This is a genomic window from Acinetobacter sp. TTH0-4 (assembly GCF_015602665.1).
GTDB lineage: Bacteria > Pseudomonadota > Gammaproteobacteria > Pseudomonadales > Moraxellaceae > Acinetobacter > Acinetobacter albensis.
Genome location: NZ_CP059079.1, coordinates 1,869,326 through 1,888,441 on the forward strand (window position 1 = coordinate 1,869,326; position 19,116 = coordinate 1,888,441).

Here is a 19,116-nt window from a genome sequence, read left to right on the forward strand (position 1 = left end):
GGATCTAAAAAATAATTGCCAATAAGCATTACTTTCAATTGTTCTTAACGCATAATATTCTAATCGAATTTAAGTGTTTTTAAGATTTAGAGGGGAAATCATCACATTTCCCTACAAAATAAAACGCAATGTTTCCAGTATTTACCTTTATTAAAGTAGTTATTTTTTATGAAAATCGTCATCCTGAATAAACCTTATGACGTTCTCTCCCAGTTCCGTGCCGATGAGAAACATCAAACCATGGCTGATTTCACTCAAGACCCTGATTTACGCATTGCAGGTCGACTTGATTTAGACTCAGAAGGCTTAATGTTTTTAACTGATCACGGTGGTTTAAACCAATTCATTACCAACCCAGCCAGTAAGAAATTTAAAACTTATGTGGTTCAGGTAGATGGCGAGATTACTGACGAAGCGTTAGAACAACTTCGCAAAGGTGTTGAACTTAAAGATGGTATTACTCTACCCGCAAAAGCTGAAAAAATTGATGAGCCAGATTGGTTATGGGAACGTACTCCACCCGTTCGTTTTCGTGCATCAGTGCCAACATCTTGGGTAGAAATTCAAATTTGTGAAGGTCGTAACCGTCAAGTGCGTCGTATGACTTCTGCAGTGGGTTTCCCAACTTTACGTTTAATTCGTACTCAAATCGGAACCATCAGTATTATCAAGCTGGGTTTGCAGCCAGGTGAACAAGTGGAAATTGAACCATTACTTTATCCTGACTTTAAAGATGTTCCCGCGGATAAACCGTATGAAGGTCGCTCTTTTGCGAAAAAGACCACACCAAAAAAACAGCACTTTTCTGTGGCAAAAGATAAAGCTCGAGAAGAAAAAGGCGAAGCGCCTTTTAAAGGCAAGAAGAAAGCCGGTGGTGGTACGACCCGTATTTGGCAAATGGATGATGCTGATAAACCACGTCGTAAAACCAATGGTACAACGCGCCCGAATAGCAAAGCACCTCGGGGTCGCGGACGTAATGCACGTTAAATTTTAGTTTAAATATTTTTCTTTTAGAACCAATTTAAATATTGAAATATCCTAGATAAAAAAGCCGGTGCATATGCACCGGCTTTTTATTTGAGCAACTAGTTCACCCAAATTTCAAGTTAAGCTTGAGCAGCTTCAAGCGCTGCATTAAGCGTAGCACTTGGACGCATGATCGCATCTACTTTCTCTTGATCTACAGCGTAGTAACCACCGATATCAACCGACTTACCTTGAACGGAAGCAAGTTCAGCAACAATTTTATCTTCGTTCTCAGCCAATGTTTTCGCAAGCGGAGCAAACTTCGCTTTCAGCTCAGCATTTTCATCCTGCGCAGCAAGCTCTTGAGCCCAATACTTAGCTAAGTAGAAGTGACTACCACGGTTATCAAGCTCACCAGTACGGCGTGATGGTGACTTGTCATTATCAAGTAATTTACCTGTGGCTTGGTCAAGTGTTTTCGCAAGCAATTTTACACCAGCATTGTTTTCTTTAATGCCCATTTCTTCTAGCGAAACAGCCAAAGCCATGAATTCACCCAGTGAATCCCAACGCAAATGGTTTTCTTCAACTAACTGTTGAACGTGTTTCGGAGCCGAACCACCTGCACCAGTCTCGTACATACCACCGCCAGCCATCAATGGTACGATCGACAACATTTTCGCAGACGTACCCAATTCCATGATTGGGAACAAATCAGTCAAGTAATCACGTAAAATATTACCCGTCACTGAAATGGTATCCAGACCACGTGCCACACGTTCAAGTGTATAACGCATCGCACGAACTTGTGACATGATTTGGATATCTAAACCTTCAGTGTCATGCTCTTTCAAGTATTCTTCGACTTTCTTGATCAACTCATTTTCATGTGGACGGTACGGATCAAGCCAGAAAATTGCAGGCATGCCTGAATTACGTGCACGTGTTACTGCAAGTTTTACCCAATCACGTATCGGTGCATCTTTCACCTGACACATACGCCAAATGTCGCCTTCCTCAACATTTTGAGTCATCAACACTTCACCAGTATCTAGATCAGTGATGTTCGCAATACCCGCTTCAGCGATTTCGAAAGTTTTATCGTGAGAACCGTATTCTTCTGCTTTCTGCGCCATCAAACCAACGTTAGGCACAGTACCCATCGTTTTCGGATCGAAATTGCCATTCCATTTACAGAAATTAATCATTTCTTGATAAATACGTGCGAAAGTTGATTCAGGCATCACCGCTTTACAGTCATATTGCTTGCCGTCAGCACCCCACATTTTACCGCCACCACGGATCATTGCAGGCATAGATGCATCTACAATCACGTCGTTCGGTGAATGAAAGTTAGTAATGCCTTTAGCTGAATCGACCATAGCTAACGCAGGACGGTGTTCCTGACAAGCATGTAAATCTTCAATGATTTCTTCACGCAATGAAGTCGGTAAAGTTTGGATTTTTTCGTAAAGTCCCGACATACCGTTATTCACGTTAATGCCAAGCTCATCGAATAATTTACCGTGCTTCTCGAACGCTTCTTTATAATAAATTCTCACACAGTGACCAAATACGATCGGATGAGAAACTTTCATCATGGTCGCTTTGACGTGTAATGAGAACAAAATACCTGCTTCACGACAATCTTCGAGTTGTTTCTCGTAGAAATCACACAGTGCTTTTTTGCTCATGAACATAGAGTCGATGATTTCGCCATCTTTAAGCGCAACTTTTGGCTTAAGAATAACGGTTTCGCCCGACTGAGTGATCAATTCCATTTTTACGTTGCGTGCGCGGTCAAGCGTCATTGATTTTTCACCGTGGTAGAAGTCGCCTTCTTCCATGTGTGAAACATGTGTTTGTGACCATTGCTTCCATTCGCTCATAGAGTGAGGATGCTTTTTCACATAGTTTTTTACAGCAGCAGGTGCACGACGGTCAGAGTTACCTTCACGCAATACTGGGTTTACAGCAGAACCCAAGCACTTGCTATAACGCGCCTTAATGGCTTTTTCTTCATCAGTGGTTGGATTTTCAGGATAATCAGGAATTGCATATCCTTTAGACTGAAGCTCTTTAATACATGCTGTTAATTGACCAACAGATGCACTGATATTTGGGAGCTTAATAATATTAGTATCTGGATCTTGAGTAAGACGACCTAGCTCTGCGAGCGTGTCAGGAACCTTCTGTTCATCACTGAGGTAATCTGCGAATTCTGCAAGCACACGTACGGCTACAGAAATGTCACTTTTGACGATCTCGACGCCAGCTGGCTTAGTAAAGGTCTCAATGATCGGCAGTAACGAATAGGTCGCTAGTAATGGCGCCTCATCGGTCAGTGTGTAAATAATTGTTGACTTTCCACCAGCCATATATAGCCCCTTGCTTTGGATTAAATTTGTGAGGATCAAGCTTTTGACTCAATCCTGTGAACCGGTTTGTTTAAATAAAACATTTAAAGTATGGATGCTCTTCGCACCTCAGCACAGTCATCACTATTCATATGACTCTGGCTGAATATTTATACACATCAGTGTTGTTCACTAACGCCCATATTCTACTTGAAATTTCATCTTTTTTCGAATAAACACCTCTCTTCTCGATCTTTGGAAGTACTCCAACCCAACTTACCAATCCAGCATCAATTCCAGTATTTTTTAAAAATAATTATTATTTATTAGATACTTAGTAAAATAAAACCAAGTAAAAATGTTTAAAAGTTAAACGACTAAATTCGATGTTTTTTAGCCCAATTACTTAGAACATGTTGGGTATCATGCAAATAAATTATACATGTCAAAATATGGGTTAAATTTCTTCTCATTAGGTTAAAAAAGTGCATAGTTTGCGAGGCGCTATTTGCCACTATATTGCACTCATTTTAACGTTGAAGGGCAAATTTCAGCAAAAATACAGAATACATATATTTATTTGCATGATTGCAAGGTAAATAATATTGGTGATACATATTAGAATCAGTAATAAAATATTCTTGGCTTACCCCCCAAATAACGATTGATCTGTATGCGTTTTAACCCTGATTAATCTTGATTTTTATTTCAATAAAAAACCGATACAAGTATCGGTTTTTAATCAATTCAATAAAACCAAACTTTCCTACTTAGTTTTAAGCCATTGGTCAAGTTTGCTTTGATCTATGACCTTTAATTCAACAGTACTTAACTCAATTTCACTACCTTGAATTTCAAATCGCATCAATTCATCACGGCGGAACGCATAAACACAATACATCTCATTTTGTTTTGCATATTTGGTTAAAAGCTTTTCAGAGGCTTTTAAACCATCAATCGCAATAATGATATCACCTGCAGCAAGTCCTGCTTCGGCTGCTGCACCATGACGGCGAACAGTTTGAACCAATACCCCTTCTGCTTTATCTGCAAACTTCAAACCGAAAGCTAAATTTTGCTCATTTTTAAGCTCAAAAGACAGGCCAAATTCTGGCATTAACTGTTCTAACGGCAACTCATCTGTCGTATTGATGAGATGATTAATTTGCTCTGCCCAATCTTGACCCGTCAATTGCTTACACAGCTCAAAAATAGTCCGCTCATTGACCTGAATACGATTTTGTGCATTTTCATAGAGTTTACGCATTAAGGCATCAAGGCTTGACCCGCGTAGACGTAGCCCTAAATCCAAACAAAGTGCAACCAAACAACCTTTGTTATAGTAGCTTGTTTCAGCATTATTGGAGTTTTCATCTTGACGATAAAATTTTACCCATGCATCAAAACTTGACTCTGCGACAGTCTGAATAGCATGACCAGGATTTTGTAAATAACGATCAATCTGTAGTTTGAGTAACGTCAAATATGATTCTTGATGAATGACTCCGCTACGTAGCAAAATTAAGTCATCATAATAAGAAGTGAATCCTTCAAAAATCCAAAGCAGTGACGTATAACCTTCTTTGTTTAAATCGTAATTGACGAAATTTTCTGGACGAATAAATTTAACTAGCCATGAATGAAAATACTCGTGACTGCACAAACCCAGAAAACGCTGATAATCTTTGGACGGTTCGACAGGTTCATCGGCTTTGGGTAAGTCATCACGGGGGATAATCAAACTGGTACTATTGGGATGCTCTAATCCACCATAACTATTGCCCGTTGCCATAGTCATAAACGTATAATTTTGAAAAGGTGCACTACCAAACATCTCAATTTCTGTACTACAGATTTTCTCAATATCTTGCTGCATTCGTGTTGCATTCATAGCATGTTTGCCAGAAATCACAAACTCATGTGGAATTTCAGCTACATTAAAACTAAAACGAGTTTGCTCTGCCAGCTCAAAAGGCGCATCGATGAGTGCGGCATAGTTTTTCGCTTTTAAAGTATGTCGGCCTTTAACCAAGCTTTTGTTTTCAAGGCCAGTTGCCAATTGGAAATGCTTTAATTCAGTTGGCAGGAAAATTTCAACCTCAATGGCTTTATCTTCCTGATCGTCCAAGCCTAAACAAGTACAGGCTGGGTTCACATATAAACGAGTTTGATCGACATACGCCCCTCGCACCGACAAATCATAGGCATAAACGTCATATTCAACCGTAATCAGTTCATGGTCGGTATTAAATAAACGCCATTTATTTTTTTCAAATTTACTGATTTCTAAAACGCGTCCATCTTCATCATAGGCTTTCACAGATTCTATATGTTTCGAAAACTCACGAATTAAATAGCTTCCCGGAATCCAAGTCGGAAGAGATAATACTTGCGTTGGGTTTGCTAAAAAGCGAATCGTTACGTGAATTAAATGCTGACGATAATCGTCAAATTCGATTTGATAATGCAACATAATAGGCAATATAAAGTTTAAAAAGAGAATCTAACAATTAGCTTAGCATTTTTTACAAAGCAGTGCTGAACTGTCGCATTTGTCTACAATTCAGACTAGCCATTCTTTTAAAAAAGGCATAGCATTCGCCATATTTTTTGCATTTTTTAGTCAATGGACTGACAAATAAAGGAACGACATTGAAAGCTGTTATTTATCTCCTTATATCTTTAAGTATATTTTGTTCTAGCTGGGTAAACGCCGCCCTCCTTAACCTTGTTCCTGAAAGTGTTGAAGCACAAGCATGGACTGTTTTAGATACCCAATCTGGACAAGTAATTGCAGAACACAATAGTCATGTGCAACGCGCACCTGCGTCACTCACTAAAATGATGGTGGCGTATATTACTTTAAAAGAAATTGCAGCAGGTCATTTGCGTAAGGATGATATTTTAACGGCAACGCCCATCGTCAATACAGTGATGTGGGATGAATCACAGATGTATTTAAAACCGGGTGAACAAATTTCGATTGATCAATTGCTTGCAGGCTTAGTGGTCATGTCCGCCAATGATGCTGCGGTAAGTTTAGCTGAACGGATTTCAGGTGATGTTCCTCGTTTTGTTGAACGGATGAATCAAGAAGCGCAAGCTTTAGGCATGAAAGACACACATTTTCAAAATCCAGCAGGGATTACTATGCCAGAACATTATTCTACAGCTGCCGATTTGGCACGTCTGGGACAAGCACTGGTGACACAAACACCCGACTATTTAAATTACTCAAAACAGCAAAACTTTTCTTATAACAATCGCTTTCACCGAGCAACCAATAGCCTGTTGAAATTAGATCCTTCTGTTGATGGCTTAAAAACGGGTTTCACCAAAGCAGCAGGTTATAATTTGGCGGTGACTGCTAACCGCCCTTCTATGAATCCTGACAATCCAGAACGTCGTTTAATTGTTATAGTTTTAGGTACACCGAGTGCAGCAAAACGTGCGGAAGTGGCTTATAACTTGATGAATATGAGTTATACCTATACCCGCAATGAAATTGCAATTAAAAATAAACAACTGATTGCGGAATTGCCTGTCATTAAATCCACACTTAAGATGTTTAAGCTAGAAACCACACAACCTCAAATCATTACCACTTCTTTATATGACCAACCTTATGTCATAGATTTAAAAGCTTTTGATACAGTCAATCAGCGTATTGTCTTGAATACAGGCAATGGCATACTTCAAACAGTAGAACCCTTGCAAGAAACAAAAACACACTTAAATATTGAACTAAATGAAAAATCACTTACTGCACCTTTAGCCAAAGTCATGCAACTAGCCACTGTACATGTGTACCAAAATAATCAACTTATTCGCACCATTAATATTGAAGATCACGTAGAGATTGAAGAAGCAAATTTTTTGCAAAAAATCATGCTTTGGTTCAAGCAACTGTTTACTTTATTCTCCAATGAGCAGGTAGAAAGTAAAACTTATCCTTTAGGATAAGGAAATTATTTTTATTTAAATTATGTAAGTTGTATAACAATTTTAACAATAACAGCAAATTAAAGATGGCATATTAACGCCATCTTTTTTTATTTTCAAAATAACAAATAGGTTAAAAATGAATCTTCCTCATAAAATTGTGATTATTGGTGGTGGTGCTGGAGGTTTAGAACTGGCAACGCAACTGGGTCAATCTTTAGGTAAAAATCATAAAGCTCAGATTACTTTGGTTGACCAAAAACTGACTCACATCTGGAAACCACTTCTACATGAAATTGCGGCAGGCACCCTTAATCCGCATGCAGAAGAAACCAACTACTTTGTGCATGCCTCTAAAAATCATTATCAATTTGTATTGGGTAGCTTCATCGATGTTGATCCAAGCAATAAAAAAGTCCTCATTGAAACCACATCTGCTCAGCAAAAAGAATCGGCCATAAAAAACCATAGTTTAGAATACGATACGCTGATTATTGCAGTCGGTTCAACCTCAAATGATTTTAATACTGAAGGAGTAAAACAATATTGTCATTTTCTGGATAGCCGTAAACAAGCAGATACTTTTCAGCAAGACTTATTACACTTATATTTAGAAGCACAAAATCAGGAAAATACACGCGCATTAAATATTGCCATTATTGGTGCGGGCGCAACTGGTGTCGAGCTGGCTGCGGAACTTTTTCAGGCAAAACAAACTTTCTTTAAATATGGCTTAAACAAAATTGACCCGAACAAGGTCAATATTACCTTAATTGAAGCAGCTGACCGAATTTTACCTGCCCTGTCTGACACCATAGCCAAGCATACCCATGCACAATTACAACAATTTGGCGTTAATTTACTGACTCAGCATCGTGTAGCAAAAGTCGATCAAGATAAAATTTATTTTACCGATGGAAGCTCAATTGATGCTGAATTAAAAGTCTGGGCTGCTGGCATTAAAGCACCTGCCGTGATTGAAAAGTTAAAAGACTTTCAAAAAGACAATATTCATCGTTTAAAAGTGTATGCGACTTTACAAACCCTTTCTGATCCCAATGTATTTGCCTTTGGTGACTGTGCACATTGCCAACCGGCTGCCGATGAACCAGTACTTGGCCCACGCGCCCAAGTTGCAAGCCAACAAGCCAGCTTTCTCGTTGAAGCGATGAAAGCGAGAATCCAAGGCAAATCTCAACCCATGTTTAAATTTTCTGACAAAGGTTCTCTCGTCTCTCTAAGCCATCACAAAGCAGTGGGAGAATTACTGGGACAAGTCAATGTACAAGGATTTATTGCCAAATCAATGTATGTTTCTTTGTATCGTTTGCATCAGGCCACCATTCATGGCTATACCCATGCAGGCCTTTTAACAGCTAAAGATTTTGTCACAAGAAAAATCGGCCCTAAGATAAAATTGCATTGAAATTTAAAAAACCGTCCCTATTAATAAAAAAACGCCATATAAAAGGTGGAAAATGCAGTTTTTTGATAAATATGGTCTACAAAAACTGCTTTTCACTTTATGATGTACCCTTTAAAAATTGAATGGATCAATGACATGACTGCTATTGCAAATGACCTCGTGGTTTCTTTCCACTACACGTTGACTAACGCAGAGGGCGAAACTCTCGACCAATCACAAGGTGAGCCACTTGCATATTTGCACGGTGCAGGTAACATCATCCCAGGTTTAGAAAACGCTTTATTGGGCAAAACTGTTGGTGAAAAATTCACTGTAAACGTTCCTGCTGCTGAAGGTTATGGCGAATACAACCCAGAATTAGTTCAAGAAGTTCCCGCACAAATGTTCCAAGGTGTGGACAATATCCAAGCGGGTATGCAATTCCAAGCGCAAACTGATGACGGCGTTCAAATTGTGACTGTTAAAGCAGTTGAAGGCGAAAACATCGTTGTTGATGCAAACTTCCCACTTGCTGGTCAAGATTTAACTTTTGAAGTTGAAATTGTTGAAATTCGTGAAGCTTCTGCTGAAGAATTAGAACATGGTCACGTACACGGCGCAGGTGGTCATCACCACTAAGATCTTTACAGATCAAAAAAAGGCAAAGTTTTTACTTTGCCTTTTTTATGATTTTAAAAATAGTACAGCTTTCATTCGATTTAAAATAAATCAAATCATCATAAATTTTATTTTTAATCAACACATCATTTAAATCAAAAACTTAAAGTGCTTTTTAGCATCTACATGATTCGATATTATCATTATAGATAATCGCCTTCACGCTCTGGTTGATACAACACTTTTTCAATCTTAACCTTCATTAAATGACCATCTGGTTGTGGCCATTCGATTTCTTGTCCTTCGGACAGTCCCAAAATTGCTGCACCCACTGGTGCAAGCACATTGACCTGCCCTTTATCCCCGCGGAAATCATGTGGATAAACCAAAATAATTTCTGTAGGTTCATTGGCAGGTGCAATCGTTATTTTTACGCGCGCGTTCATGGTGACTACATTTCCAGGTATCTCTTGCGGAGCAACCACATCAGCACGAGCCAACTCATCTTCAAGATGTTGCATCGTTGGCGTCAATTTCGATTGATGCTCAAGCATCGTTTCTAAACGTTGTAAATCTTGCTGAGAAATAATAATTGCGGGTTTAGCCATTTACCTGATTCCTTTGAATGAAAGATGTCATTAGAGCAACAGCAAAATGATTTATATTTGGTATGAGATATTATTCTGTTATAGCAGAAATATAATCTTTGAGAATATCACTTTTCACTATATAAAAAAAAAGCCCCCCTTGAGGGAGCCTTCTCAAGTGTTTACTTAGTTTGCGTAAACAGGGAATTTAGCGCAAAGCGTTTCAACTTTTGCTTTCACAGTATTGATCACTGCTTCATCACCTTTCGCATCTAGAATATCAGCAATCCAACCTGCCAATTCACTGACTTCCGCTTGACCGAAACCACGCGTGGTAACAGCTGGTGTACCAATACGAATACCCGAAGTTACGAATGGAGAACGTGGATCATTCGGTACAGCATTTTTGTTCACAGTAATGTGAGCTGCGCCTAACCAAGCATCTGCTTCTTTACCTGTCACATCTTGTTTAATCAATGACAATAAGAATAAATGGTTTTCTGTACCACCAGAAACGATATCATACCCACGTGCAATTAATACTTCAGCCATCGCTTTAGCATTAATGACCACTTGTTTTTGATATTCTTTGTATTCAGGCGCCATAGCTTCTTTAAAGCAAATCGCTTTCGCTGCAACCGCGTGAACCAATGGACCGCCTTGGTTACCCGGGAATACAGCAGATTGAAGTTTTTTCTCAATCTCTTCGTTGGCTTTTGCAAGGATTAAGCCTGAACGTGGGCCACGAAGTGTTTTATGTGTCGTTGTGGTTGTTACATCAGCAATTTGCACTGGGCTTGGATAAACACCCGCAGCAACTAGACCTGCCACATGCGCCATATCTACAAATAGGTACGCACCAACTTTATCTGCGATATCACGGAAACGTTGCCAATCTACAATTTGACTATATGCAGAGAAACCCGCAACGATCATGCGTGGTTTATGCTCTAGAGCCAAACGTTCAACTTCTTCATAATCAATTTCGCCAGTTTCAGTGTTTAAACCGTACTGAATTGCGTTATATGTTTTACCAGAAAAGCTTACTTTTGCACCGTGAGTCAAGTGACCACCGTGTGCCAAGCTCATCCCTAGAACAGTATCACCCGGGTTTAATAGGGCTAAATATACGGCAGAGTTTGCTTGTGAACCTGCATGTGGCTGTACGTTTGCATAGTCCGCACCGAACAATTCTTTAGCACGGTCGATGGCTAATTGTTCAATCACATCTACATATTCACAGCCGCCGTAATAGCGTTTGCCTGGGTAGCCTTCTGCATATTTGTTAGTAAGTTTTGAACCTTGCGCTTCCATAACTGCTGGAGAGCAATAGTTTTCAGATGCAATCAGTTCGATGTGCGCTTCTTGGCGAGCATCTTCCTTTGTGATTGCTTGCGCGATTTCTGGATCAAATTCAGCAATTGAGATATTGGCAAACATTAGCGAGGTCCTATGAATTAGGGCTTTTAAGCCGTGCTAAGATTGGCGCGTATTGTAGCATGAAGTTTATAAATATCGGGAGTGAACTTTGTGTAGTTTCCAAATAAAAAAGCTTATGTTTAACAAAACCATAAGCTTTTTATTTCATTCAAGTTATTTACTTGGCATTAATGTATTTATATCTTTGATAAAATTGGCAAAGTTATTGGTATAAACAGTCGTATGATCGAAATTTGGATCTACCTTGTATTGAATTGTCATCCCTTTCGCTTCAGCTGTTGCTTTTAATAAATCTGTAGCCGCTTTAGGTACAGTCTGATCGATTCCACCTTGATAAATGATCAATGGCGTAGAAACTCTTTCTGATAAGGGTTGTGAATCTTTAACTAAAAAGTTTTGAATAACAGGTATAGACATAAAGTTATCCTGATTTCGTCCATAACCCTCTAATGAATTCAAATGTTCAGGCATAGAAGCATAATCTTGCATTCCTTTAGCCAAAACAAGTCCTACTGTATCAGAACATTCTTGTTCTGCAATAGGTGCAAGTGCTGCAGTTTGTAGTTTAAAGACCTGAGCATAATTGACTGAAATTTTATGCCCTTGCATGCCAGCAACGATTAAGCTCGTAAAAGTATCCAAAGGTGCTAAAACAGGTATTTGTATATCTGCAGGTTGATTGTTAACTGCATTTTCACCGCCTTGTAATATAGCTGCAAGGTTTGATGCCGGAGCAACCGCAATGGTTCCTTTATAATTTAATTGTGCCCGTGATGCATATTGAGCCGCACCAAGAACAGCCTGTCCACCTTGTGAATGTCCAATAGCCAACCAATCTTTTGAGACCAATTTACCTTGGCGACTTAAATAATCTCTGGTTGCAACAACGGCATCAGTAATAGAATAGGCTTCACTTTTAACATTGAGGAAAGGATGTGACTCCTTACCGCCCGGCTCTCCCAAACCTTCATAATCGGGTGCTACAATGACATAGCCTTGTGCAAGAAGTTGTTGTAATAAATATTGCGTACCCTTTAAACCCTGTTGACTGGGTGCACACTTATCGGCTACACCTGTCGTTCCGTGTGCCCACACAATCGTTTTCCACCCGCCTGCCGGTGCAGCAGTTTTAGGCACAAAAACGAGTGCTGTTGCTTGAGTTTCGGTTCCATCTACACCCAACATTTTATATGTCATTACGCGACTTTCTGCTGCAATTTCAGACATTCCATCTTGTGTATATTCAGTTGAGGTCACAAAAGGCTTATCAATATTGTTTTTGGGTATTCCATCATCAAATACAATAGAATCATCATCCCCACCACAGGCAGTGAGTAAAAATGCGCTGCTCATTAAAACCGTTAATACATGTTTATTCATCCCTAACTTCCTTGGTTTTTGTTTTTAAATATTTATTTGAATTTTATTGCATGTATTCGCAGCTAACACAATAGGGTGACAGAACAATTACACATTTTGCGAAAAATAAGACGCTTTAAAGTTTTTTGTTTTTAAAATTGAATTAACACTTCGTAAAAAGTTGCGATTTAGCTCAAAATAACGATTTCGCAGAAATGGATGATTATCTTATTTGATAAAATGTAAATTTGATCTGATCTATACACATTTCGTTATTAAGCTATATTTTCATCATCTAAAGGCCAAAGCAGTAACATTTATAGGTCTTTCATTTGTTAATGTTCCATGCAAATGATAAATTGACGTTTTAGTCATCTTCCACATGTGATCAGCGATGCAAGCCATTATTCTCGACACCGAAACCCATACCCTAAATGGTCAACCGATTGAAATTGCTTATGCACCGATACAAGTGAATGAAGGCAAACTCACACTAGATAAAACCCAAATTTTTGATCAATTTTTCAGTGTAGATGAGCCGATTTCTTATGCAGCAATGGCTGTTCATCATATTTTAGAATCGGAGTTGGTAGGTCAACCCCACTACACCACGTTTCAGCTTCCAGAAAACACCACCTATATCATTGGTCATAATATTGATTATGACATTCGTGCAATTGCAAAATGTGGTATCGATACCTCGAATATTAAAGCAATCTGTACCCTCGCCCTTGCACGACTAGTTTGGCCCGAAGCTGAAGCACATAATATTTCAGCACTCATTTATATGATTTCTAAAGGCAGTGAAAAAGCACGTGAGATGATTAAAAAAGCCCATCGTGCAGACATGGATATTATTTTAACGGCAAATATTTTGATGCATCAAATTTATCATTTAAAAATTCAAAATATTGAGGCACTCTATGCGGCGTCCGAAGATGCGCGTATTCCTCGCACAATCAATTTTGGTAAACATCGCGGTTCAGCGATTGCTGATTTGCCTGCTGATTATATGCAATGGCTGCTTCGCCAAGAAGATTTAGATCCCTACCTGCGTAAAGCGATACAGAACACCAATCTTTTCAATTTATAATCTTTTGATTTGTAATATTTTTTAAATCATATTGTCATATTTATCCCCTACAATCTGCTTGAATTTATTTTGGGGGAGTAAATTAAGCAATGTCTCAGTATTATAAAACCGATTTAGGCATTGAAAGTTTAAAACAGCGTTCTATGAATTTGAATGCTCGACAACGACGGCTTTTACTGCTCATTGGTACAGAAGATTTTGATCTACTCAATGAACAGTTTAAACAACGTATTGCCTCACGAGAATTATTGGAGCAATTAATCAATTTGGGATTGATTGCTGATGACGCTCCTTCACATGTTAATTCTTCAAGCATCTTAAAGAGCTTCGAATCTGCAAGTGAGATTACTCATCCAAATCAGTTAATCAAAAAAAATCAAGAAAACATGACCGATGCGATTATCACGCCTCGAGTCAACGACAATCTTAGTCCTGAAATTCAGGCTGATCTTTCCATTACAGACACTCATCACCCATTAGAAATCAAATTACATACTTTGGGTTTTGACGAAGTAAAGCAGTTGATGGCACAGCTACTCCAACAAAATTGTGGCTTAATGGCCAAACAACTGATTAATCGTATTTTACAGGCTTCTGATTTAGCGCAATTGAAATTATGTCAAATGCAGTGGATTACGACATTACAAGAAAGTCGAATTTCATCGAATGAGTTAAATTTTCATTTAAAGCAAATCAATTTTTCACTACAAAAAATTATGAGTTCATAGCATGCATAGTTTGATTTTTGAGATCAGCTGAATCTATTATTTAATTAAGCGAGTTATTCTTATATAAAAAATAAAAAAAAACGCTTTATTTTAATAATTGATTTATTTCAAAAATTATTTTATGAACTCAATTTCTATTTTGATGATATTAAATTAATTTTAAAACTATTCAACCACACGATAGATACTATCCGACTGGCGACTTTCAAATAGTAATTCAATACTGGGACGAATGGTTTCACCCTTTACGACTATATGTTCAATCCGCTGAAACAATGAGAGTTGATTCAATTCAGCTTGTTGAGGAATTTCTCGAAGTAAAGCTTGAACTTCGTGTATTTCACTAAATTGATCTTTGACCTTTATCTCTATCATTTTCGTCATTTTGGAACTCCCTATTCTTGTGTTTAATTGATCTTTTTTATAGCACAAGATATTTTAAAGACCATCATTTAAAATGTTAGATTTTTTGGCAATGTAATTTTTTATAACACTTAATGACGTTTTTTTCTTTGTTTAGGAAAACAAGATATCTTATAAATTTTAAATATAAATAACAAAAAATCAATCATTCAAATGGGTGCACAATAAAAAAGCCCACATTTCTGCGGGCTTTTATGTTGGAAGGCTAGTGCTGATTTATTGTTTAACCCTTAAGGTTATAAACTCAACGAGCTGTCATTGATCCGTCCAACTTCATCGTAGCGTCTGTAACGACCTACTGTATGATCAATATATAACTTTATTTTTTCCTATGCAATAGCGTTCAACATTTATACACATCAATCCAATAAAATTCTTATTGTGTAATCCTTGAAGATCAAAAACTAAAAACACTAAATTGCATTAAAATTAAATATTTATCTTTTTATTGAATCAATTAATATGATTTTATAGAAATTTAAAATAAAAAAATTACGTTTATTTTTTGTCCAGCCCTTAATTTTAAAATTTAAAAGTGCTCTTTATATTCTTATGCTTATTACAATAAAATAATGAAACTTAACTCAGACATACAAAGTAATTTTTCATTATTGTTTGTATGCCTTATTTTATTATTCTCCCCTTTATTTTTTAAATGATATACCTTAAATGCTGTTCTTAACCAATATACATTCTATAGAGGTACAACATGACAGCTATTAATATTACAGATATTAAAGAACATTCAAACGTTATTGCAGCTTGTGGTACGAAAGTGGGTGATGTAGATCATGTTCAAGGTTCAGATATTAAATTAACCAAACATGGCGATGGTAAGCATCATTTGATTCCTTCTGCTTGGATAGGTGAAATTCGAGACGGAAAAGTCATTTTAAATAAAGACTCTCAAGAAGTAAAAGATACTTGGATTGAAGCATAATTTTTAAATCTCTATTTAATCTATTCTTATCAAAAATATGGAATAGATAAATAAACTCTAAGACTGATTTCTATAATAAATAGAAATCAGTCTTTTTTTAGTTTGGTTTATTATAAAATTAATTTATTTTATTAAAACGTGATAAAAAATAAAGAAATTAACTCAATAAAGTCTATCGAATAAATAAGCAGTAGATCTAAAACGATTCATTCATTTAAGTAGACCTTATATTAGAATTATGTCTTCAATTTAAATAAGCTTAAAAAATTCAACGTTTACATTTTTATTTGATAAAGCATATTGAGTAGTGCAAATTGTATTTTCATATCTATCAGACTGCTAACTTCATTTAGGTGTTTTTTCACGACAACCTAACAAGGTATTGGACAACACAGATCCTCACTTAGCATAAATTTATTATTCTTAAATTATTTTAGATGTTTCTAGAGGTGATAAAACACAAAGATGGTACGGCCAGCGGGACTCGAACCCACGCCACAGGCTTCGGAGACCTGTACTCTATCCAGTTGAGCTATGGCCGCTTCTTTTGGATTGCGCACATCATAACAAAAAAAACTACAAGGTAAAGCAACTATATAAAGTGATTCATCTTTTGTGCTTATAGTTTAAACAATATCTCAATATTGAAACGCAGAATTCCACCTGAATTACTTGGTTTATTATGCAAGATCACTCACAATACCCATATTATTCACTCTGTGAGAATTTTATGACTGATGCATTGACCTTGAGAGAGTTATCAAAAACTTATCGAAATGGTTTTCAGGCACTTAAAGGAATTGACTTAACTGTGCCTGAAGGTGAGTTTTATGCCCTTCTTGGACCCAATGGCGCAGGTAAATCTACCACCATCAGCATTATTAGCTCACTGACCAAGAAAACTTCGGGTACGGTTGAAATTTTTGGACATAATTTGGATAGTCATCCATCTAATGCCAAACAATGCTTAGGCGTTGTTCCACAAGAATTTAATTTCGGTCAATTCGAAAAAACCTTTGATATTTTAGTTACTCAAGCTGGGTACTACGGAATTCCCAAAAAAATTGCCGAACAACGTGCCGAACAATATTTAGAAAAACTGGGACTTTGGGATAAACGTGCCGTTCAGGCCCGAATGCTGTCTGGGGGCATGAAAAGACGTTTGATGATCGCACGAGCAATGATGCATCAACCTAAGTTACTCATTTTAGATGAACCTACTGCGGGTGTAGATATTGAATTGCGTCGTTCCATGTGGGATTTCCTTACTGAAATGAATGAGCAAGGCACGTCTATTATTTTAACCACCCACTACTTAGAAGAAGCTGAAATGCTGTGCCGTCGTATTGCGATTATTGATCGAGGCGTGATTAAGGAAGATACCAGTATGAAATCTTTCCTCAATCAGCTGAGTGAGGAATCCTTCATTTTCGATTTAGTTGAACCTATTCAACCGATTCATATCGATATTATTGGCGTACGTTTTAATTTGATTGACTCTGTCACCTTAGAAGTCACTATGGACAAAGCTCACACTTTAAATGAGCTATTCCAACTGTTAGAAGCTCAAGGCATACAAGTAGCCAGCATGCGCACTAAATCGAATCGACTTGAAGAATTGTTTGTAAAAATGGTTGAAAAAAATCTTGAAGGAGCTACGTCATGAATTTCAATCAGTTATGCGTAGCACTTTATACCTTGGTACATAAAGAAGTACGCCGCTTCATGCGTATTTGGCCACAAACGTTGCTTCCACCTGCCATCACCATGAGTCTTTATTTCGTGATTTTTGGTAATTTGGTCGGATCTCGTATTGGGCAAATGGGCGGTTTCAGCTACATGCAGTTTATCGTACCTGGCTTAATTATGATGGCAGTGATTACCAATAGTTATGCCAACGTGTCTTCCAGTTATTTTAGTGCCAAGTTTCAAAAAAGCATTGAAGAACTGATTATGAGTCCTGTGCCTTTACACATGATTCTTTGGGGATATGTGATTGGCGGGGTTTGTCGTGGGGTCTTGGTCGGTATTATTGTGACTGCAATGAGCCTGTTTTTCACCGACCTTTACATTAACAATTGGTTTGTAACGATTTATACCGTTTTAATTACCTCGCTATTGTTTTCTTTAGGCGGTCTTATTAATGCAGTTTATGCCAAATCCTTTGACGATATTTCAATTATTCCAACCTTTGTGCTAACACCACTTACTTATTTAGGTGGGGTATTTTATGCGATTAGTGCTTTAACGCCATTTTGGCAAAATCTCTCTTTAATTAACCCGATCGTATATATGGTCAATGCTTTCCGTTTTGGTATTCTGGGACACAGCGATGTTAATGTGTCTATTTCATTAAGTGTGATTACTTGCTGTTGTATTGCACTTTACGGTATTGCTTACTATTTACTGTCTCGTGGTTCAGGAATGCGTGAATAATGACTGTAGAACTTTCTTTACTCGGTAAAGACACTCACTATCCAACTCAATATCAACCAGATATTTTATTTGCTATTGCACGTGCTCAATCACGTGAAAAATATGCACATATTGAAGGCATTCAACAAGGGCAGGATTGGTGGCATGTTTTTGAAATTTCTTGGCTAAATCCACAGGGTATTCCCCAAGTCGCCATTGGTCGCATTTCAGTACCTGCAACCTCTCCCAATTTGCTCGAATCAAAATCGTTAAAACTCTATTTTAACAGTATGAACTTTACCGAATTTGACTCTAAAGAAACTTTCATTAGCGTCGTAGAAAAAGATTTATCTGCGGCGGCAGGTGCAGCCGTCAGCCTGAGTCTATTCCAAGCCGATGACTTAGAGGTTTCAAAACCTGAAGGCATTAATATTGATGACTTGCTTCCTGAACGTTTAGAAAATCATCCAGATTCGACACTATTAAAGTTTGATACAGAAAATAGCGAACATGTCGAAGTACAACTGTATTCACATTTGCTTCGGAGTAACTGCCCTGTAACGGGACAACCAGACTGGGGTACAGTTTTTATTCGCTATCAGGGCAAAAAACCTTGTTATCGCAGTATTTTAGCTTATATTATTTCCTATCGTCAGCATAATGGCTTTCACGAGCAATGTGTGGAACAAATATTTGCAGATCTTTGGCAATTTTTTGCGCCACAAAAGCTGATGGTATATGCAACTTATACACGTCGTGGTGGATTAGATATTAATCCTTGTCGTGTTTCAGATTTCACATGGATGCCTCGCCCCATTCGTTTGGCGCGACAGTAAAATA

Annotated in this window: 16 protein-coding genes and 1 tRNA gene; 10 read left to right on the forward strand and 7 right to left on the reverse strand. The window is 37.7% G+C overall.

What is annotated here, in order from left to right; all coding sequences use genetic code 11:
• Positions 1-168 precede the first annotated feature (168 nt).
• On the forward strand, positions 169-990 hold the full coding sequence (locus tag H0S58_RS08755; protein ID WP_092717919.1) for an rRNA large subunit pseudouridine synthase E: 822 nt from the start codon (positions 169-171) through the stop codon (positions 988-990).
• Between the two features lie 119 nt (positions 991-1,109).
• Here the strand turns inward: H0S58_RS08755 and H0S58_RS08760 are convergent, their stop codons facing one another.
• On the reverse strand, positions 1,110-3,347 hold the full coding sequence (locus H0S58_RS08760; RefSeq protein ID WP_092717917.1) for an NADP-dependent isocitrate dehydrogenase: 2,238 nt from the start codon (positions 3,345-3,347) through the stop codon (positions 1,110-1,112).
• A 745-nt stretch (positions 3,348-4,092) separates the two neighbouring features.
• Positions 4,093-5,799 (reverse strand): M61 family metallopeptidase, encoded by a 1,707-nt coding sequence (locus H0S58_RS08765; RefSeq protein WP_195726305.1) that lies wholly within the window; start codon positions 5,797-5,799, stop codon positions 4,093-4,095.
• 179 nt (positions 5,800-5,978) lie between these two features.
• Between H0S58_RS08765 and H0S58_RS08770 the strand changes: the two genes are divergently transcribed.
• The 3 genes from H0S58_RS08770 to slyD all read left to right on the forward strand — a co-directional run bounded on the left by H0S58_RS08770 (position 5,979) and on the right by slyD (position 9,312).
• Entirely contained in the window at positions 5,979-7,289 is a 1,311-nt protein-coding gene (locus H0S58_RS08770; protein ID WP_195726306.1) for a D-alanyl-D-alanine carboxypeptidase PBP6B, read from the forward strand.
• A 118-nt stretch (positions 7,290-7,407) separates the two neighbouring features.
• Positions 7,408-8,694: an NAD(P)/FAD-dependent oxidoreductase gene (locus H0S58_RS08775; RefSeq protein ID WP_195726307.1), complete on the forward strand. Its 1,287-nt coding sequence runs from the start codon at positions 7,408-7,410 to the stop codon at positions 8,692-8,694.
• A gap of 135 nt (positions 8,695-8,829) precedes the next feature.
• A complete protein-coding gene (gene slyD, locus H0S58_RS08780) occupies positions 8,830-9,312 on the forward strand; it encodes a peptidylprolyl isomerase (RefSeq protein ID WP_053580321.1) in 483 nt (160 codons plus the stop codon).
• Between the two features lie 182 nt (positions 9,313-9,494).
• Here the strand turns inward: slyD and rnk are convergent, their stop codons facing one another.
• From rnk to H0S58_RS08795, 3 genes are all read right to left on the reverse strand, one after another.
• A complete protein-coding gene (gene rnk / locus H0S58_RS08785) occupies positions 9,495-9,899 on the reverse strand; it encodes a nucleoside diphosphate kinase regulator (protein WP_195726308.1) in 405 nt (134 codons plus the stop codon).
• Positions 9,900-10,064: 165 nt separating this feature from the next.
• Positions 10,065-11,318: a serine hydroxymethyltransferase gene (glyA, locus tag H0S58_RS08790; protein WP_053579958.1), complete on the reverse strand. Its 1,254-nt coding sequence runs from the start codon at positions 11,316-11,318 to the stop codon at positions 10,065-10,067.
• Positions 11,319-11,471: 153 nt separating this feature from the next.
• Positions 11,472-12,698: an alpha/beta hydrolase gene (locus H0S58_RS08795; RefSeq protein WP_195726309.1), complete on the reverse strand. Its 1,227-nt coding sequence runs from the start codon at positions 12,696-12,698 to the stop codon at positions 11,472-11,474.
• A 373-nt stretch (positions 12,699-13,071) separates the two neighbouring features.
• On the opposite strand from H0S58_RS08795, the gene H0S58_RS08800 reads away from it, so the two are divergent.
• Both H0S58_RS08800 and H0S58_RS08805 read left to right on the forward strand, forming a co-directional pair.
• The gene (locus H0S58_RS08800; RefSeq protein WP_195726310.1) at positions 13,072-13,770 is read left to right on the forward strand and encodes a DUF3820 family protein; all 699 of its coding nucleotides are present in this window, start codon (positions 13,072-13,074) and stop codon (positions 13,768-13,770) included.
• A gap of 89 nt (positions 13,771-13,859) precedes the next feature.
• Complete coding sequence (locus H0S58_RS08805; protein WP_195726311.1) at positions 13,860-14,498, forward strand: hypothetical protein; 639 nt, start codon at positions 13,860-13,862, stop codon at positions 14,496-14,498.
• A 165-nt stretch (positions 14,499-14,663) separates the two neighbouring features.
• On the opposite strand, the gene H0S58_RS08810 is transcribed toward H0S58_RS08805, so the two are convergent.
• Positions 14,664-14,882, reverse strand: coding sequence for a hypothetical protein (locus H0S58_RS08810; protein WP_053579954.1), 219 nt, complete (start codon positions 14,880-14,882; stop codon positions 14,664-14,666).
• Between the two features lie 748 nt (positions 14,883-15,630).
• Between H0S58_RS08810 and H0S58_RS08815 the strand changes: the two genes are divergently transcribed.
• Positions 15,631-15,861, forward strand: coding sequence for a DUF2171 domain-containing protein (locus H0S58_RS08815; RefSeq protein WP_092717894.1), 231 nt, complete (start codon positions 15,631-15,633; stop codon positions 15,859-15,861).
• A gap of 466 nt (positions 15,862-16,327) precedes the next feature.
• Here H0S58_RS08815 and H0S58_RS08820 read toward each other — a convergent pair.
• Positions 16,328-16,403: transfer RNA gene (locus tag H0S58_RS08820), tRNA-Arg, on the reverse strand.
• Between the two features lie 188 nt (positions 16,404-16,591).
• Here H0S58_RS08820 and H0S58_RS08825 point away from each other — a divergent pair.
• The 3 genes from H0S58_RS08825 to queF are packed head-to-tail and all read left to right on the forward strand — an operon-like array spanning position 16,592 to position 19,112.
• Positions 16,592-17,527, forward strand: coding sequence for an ABC transporter ATP-binding protein (locus tag H0S58_RS08825; protein ID WP_092717866.1), 936 nt, complete (start codon positions 16,592-16,594; stop codon positions 17,525-17,527).
• Positions 17,524-18,297 carry an ABC transporter permease gene (locus tag H0S58_RS08830; RefSeq protein ID WP_195726312.1) on the forward strand — a complete coding sequence of 258 codons (774 nt, stop codon included), beginning with the start codon at positions 17,524-17,526 and terminating at the stop codon, positions 18,295-18,297. The genes H0S58_RS08825 and H0S58_RS08830 overlap by 4 nt, the downstream gene beginning before the upstream one ends.
• Positions 18,297-19,112 (forward strand): NADPH-dependent 7-cyano-7-deazaguanine reductase QueF, encoded by an 816-nt coding sequence (gene queF, locus H0S58_RS08835; RefSeq protein WP_195726313.1) that lies wholly within the window; start codon positions 18,297-18,299, stop codon positions 19,110-19,112. The genes H0S58_RS08830 and queF overlap by 1 nt, the downstream gene beginning before the upstream one ends.
• Positions 19,113-19,116 lie beyond the last annotated feature (4 nt).

Bases quoted from the DNA above. Each gene is read 5' to 3' on its own strand.
- H0S58_RS08815 (WP_092717894.1), top strand. From the start codon at position 15,631: ATGACAGCTATTAATATTACAGATATTAAAGAACATTCAAACGTTATT.
- H0S58_RS08805 (WP_195726311.1), top strand. From the start codon at position 13,860: ATGTCTCAGTATTATAAAACCGATTTAGGCATTGAAAGTTTAAAACAG.
- slyD (WP_053580321.1), top strand. From the start codon at position 8,830: ATGACTGCTATTGCAAATGACCTCGTGGTTTCTTTCCACTACACGTTG.
- H0S58_RS08765 (WP_195726305.1), bottom strand. From the start codon at position 5,799: ATGTTGCATTATCAAATCGAATTTGACGATTATCGTCAGCATTTAATT.
- H0S58_RS08830 (WP_195726312.1), top strand. From the start codon at position 17,524: ATGAATTTCAATCAGTTATGCGTAGCACTTTATACCTTGGTACATAAA.
- H0S58_RS08795 (WP_195726309.1), bottom strand. From the start codon at position 12,698: ATGAATAAACATGTATTAACGGTTTTAATGAGCAGCGCATTTTTACTC.
- H0S58_RS08775 (WP_195726307.1), top strand. From the start codon at position 7,408: ATGAATCTTCCTCATAAAATTGTGATTATTGGTGGTGGTGCTGGAGGT.
- rnk (WP_195726308.1), bottom strand. From the start codon at position 9,899: ATGGCTAAACCCGCAATTATTATTTCTCAGCAAGATTTACAACGTTTA.
- glyA (WP_053579958.1), bottom strand. From the start codon at position 11,318: ATGTTTGCCAATATCTCAATTGCTGAATTTGATCCAGAAATCGCGCAA.
- H0S58_RS08755 (WP_092717919.1), top strand. From the start codon at position 169: ATGAAAATCGTCATCCTGAATAAACCTTATGACGTTCTCTCCCAGTTC.
- H0S58_RS08800 (WP_195726310.1), top strand. From the start codon at position 13,072: ATGCAAGCCATTATTCTCGACACCGAAACCCATACCCTAAATGGTCAA.
- H0S58_RS08825 (WP_092717866.1), top strand. From the start codon at position 16,592: ATGACTGATGCATTGACCTTGAGAGAGTTATCAAAAACTTATCGAAAT.
- H0S58_RS08760 (WP_092717917.1), bottom strand. From the start codon at position 3,347: ATGGCTGGTGGAAAGTCAACAATTATTTACACACTGACCGATGAGGCG.
- queF (WP_195726313.1), top strand. From the start codon at position 18,297: ATGACTGTAGAACTTTCTTTACTCGGTAAAGACACTCACTATCCAACT.
- H0S58_RS08810 (WP_053579954.1), bottom strand. From the start codon at position 14,882: ATGACGAAAATGATAGAGATAAAGGTCAAAGATCAATTTAGTGAAATA.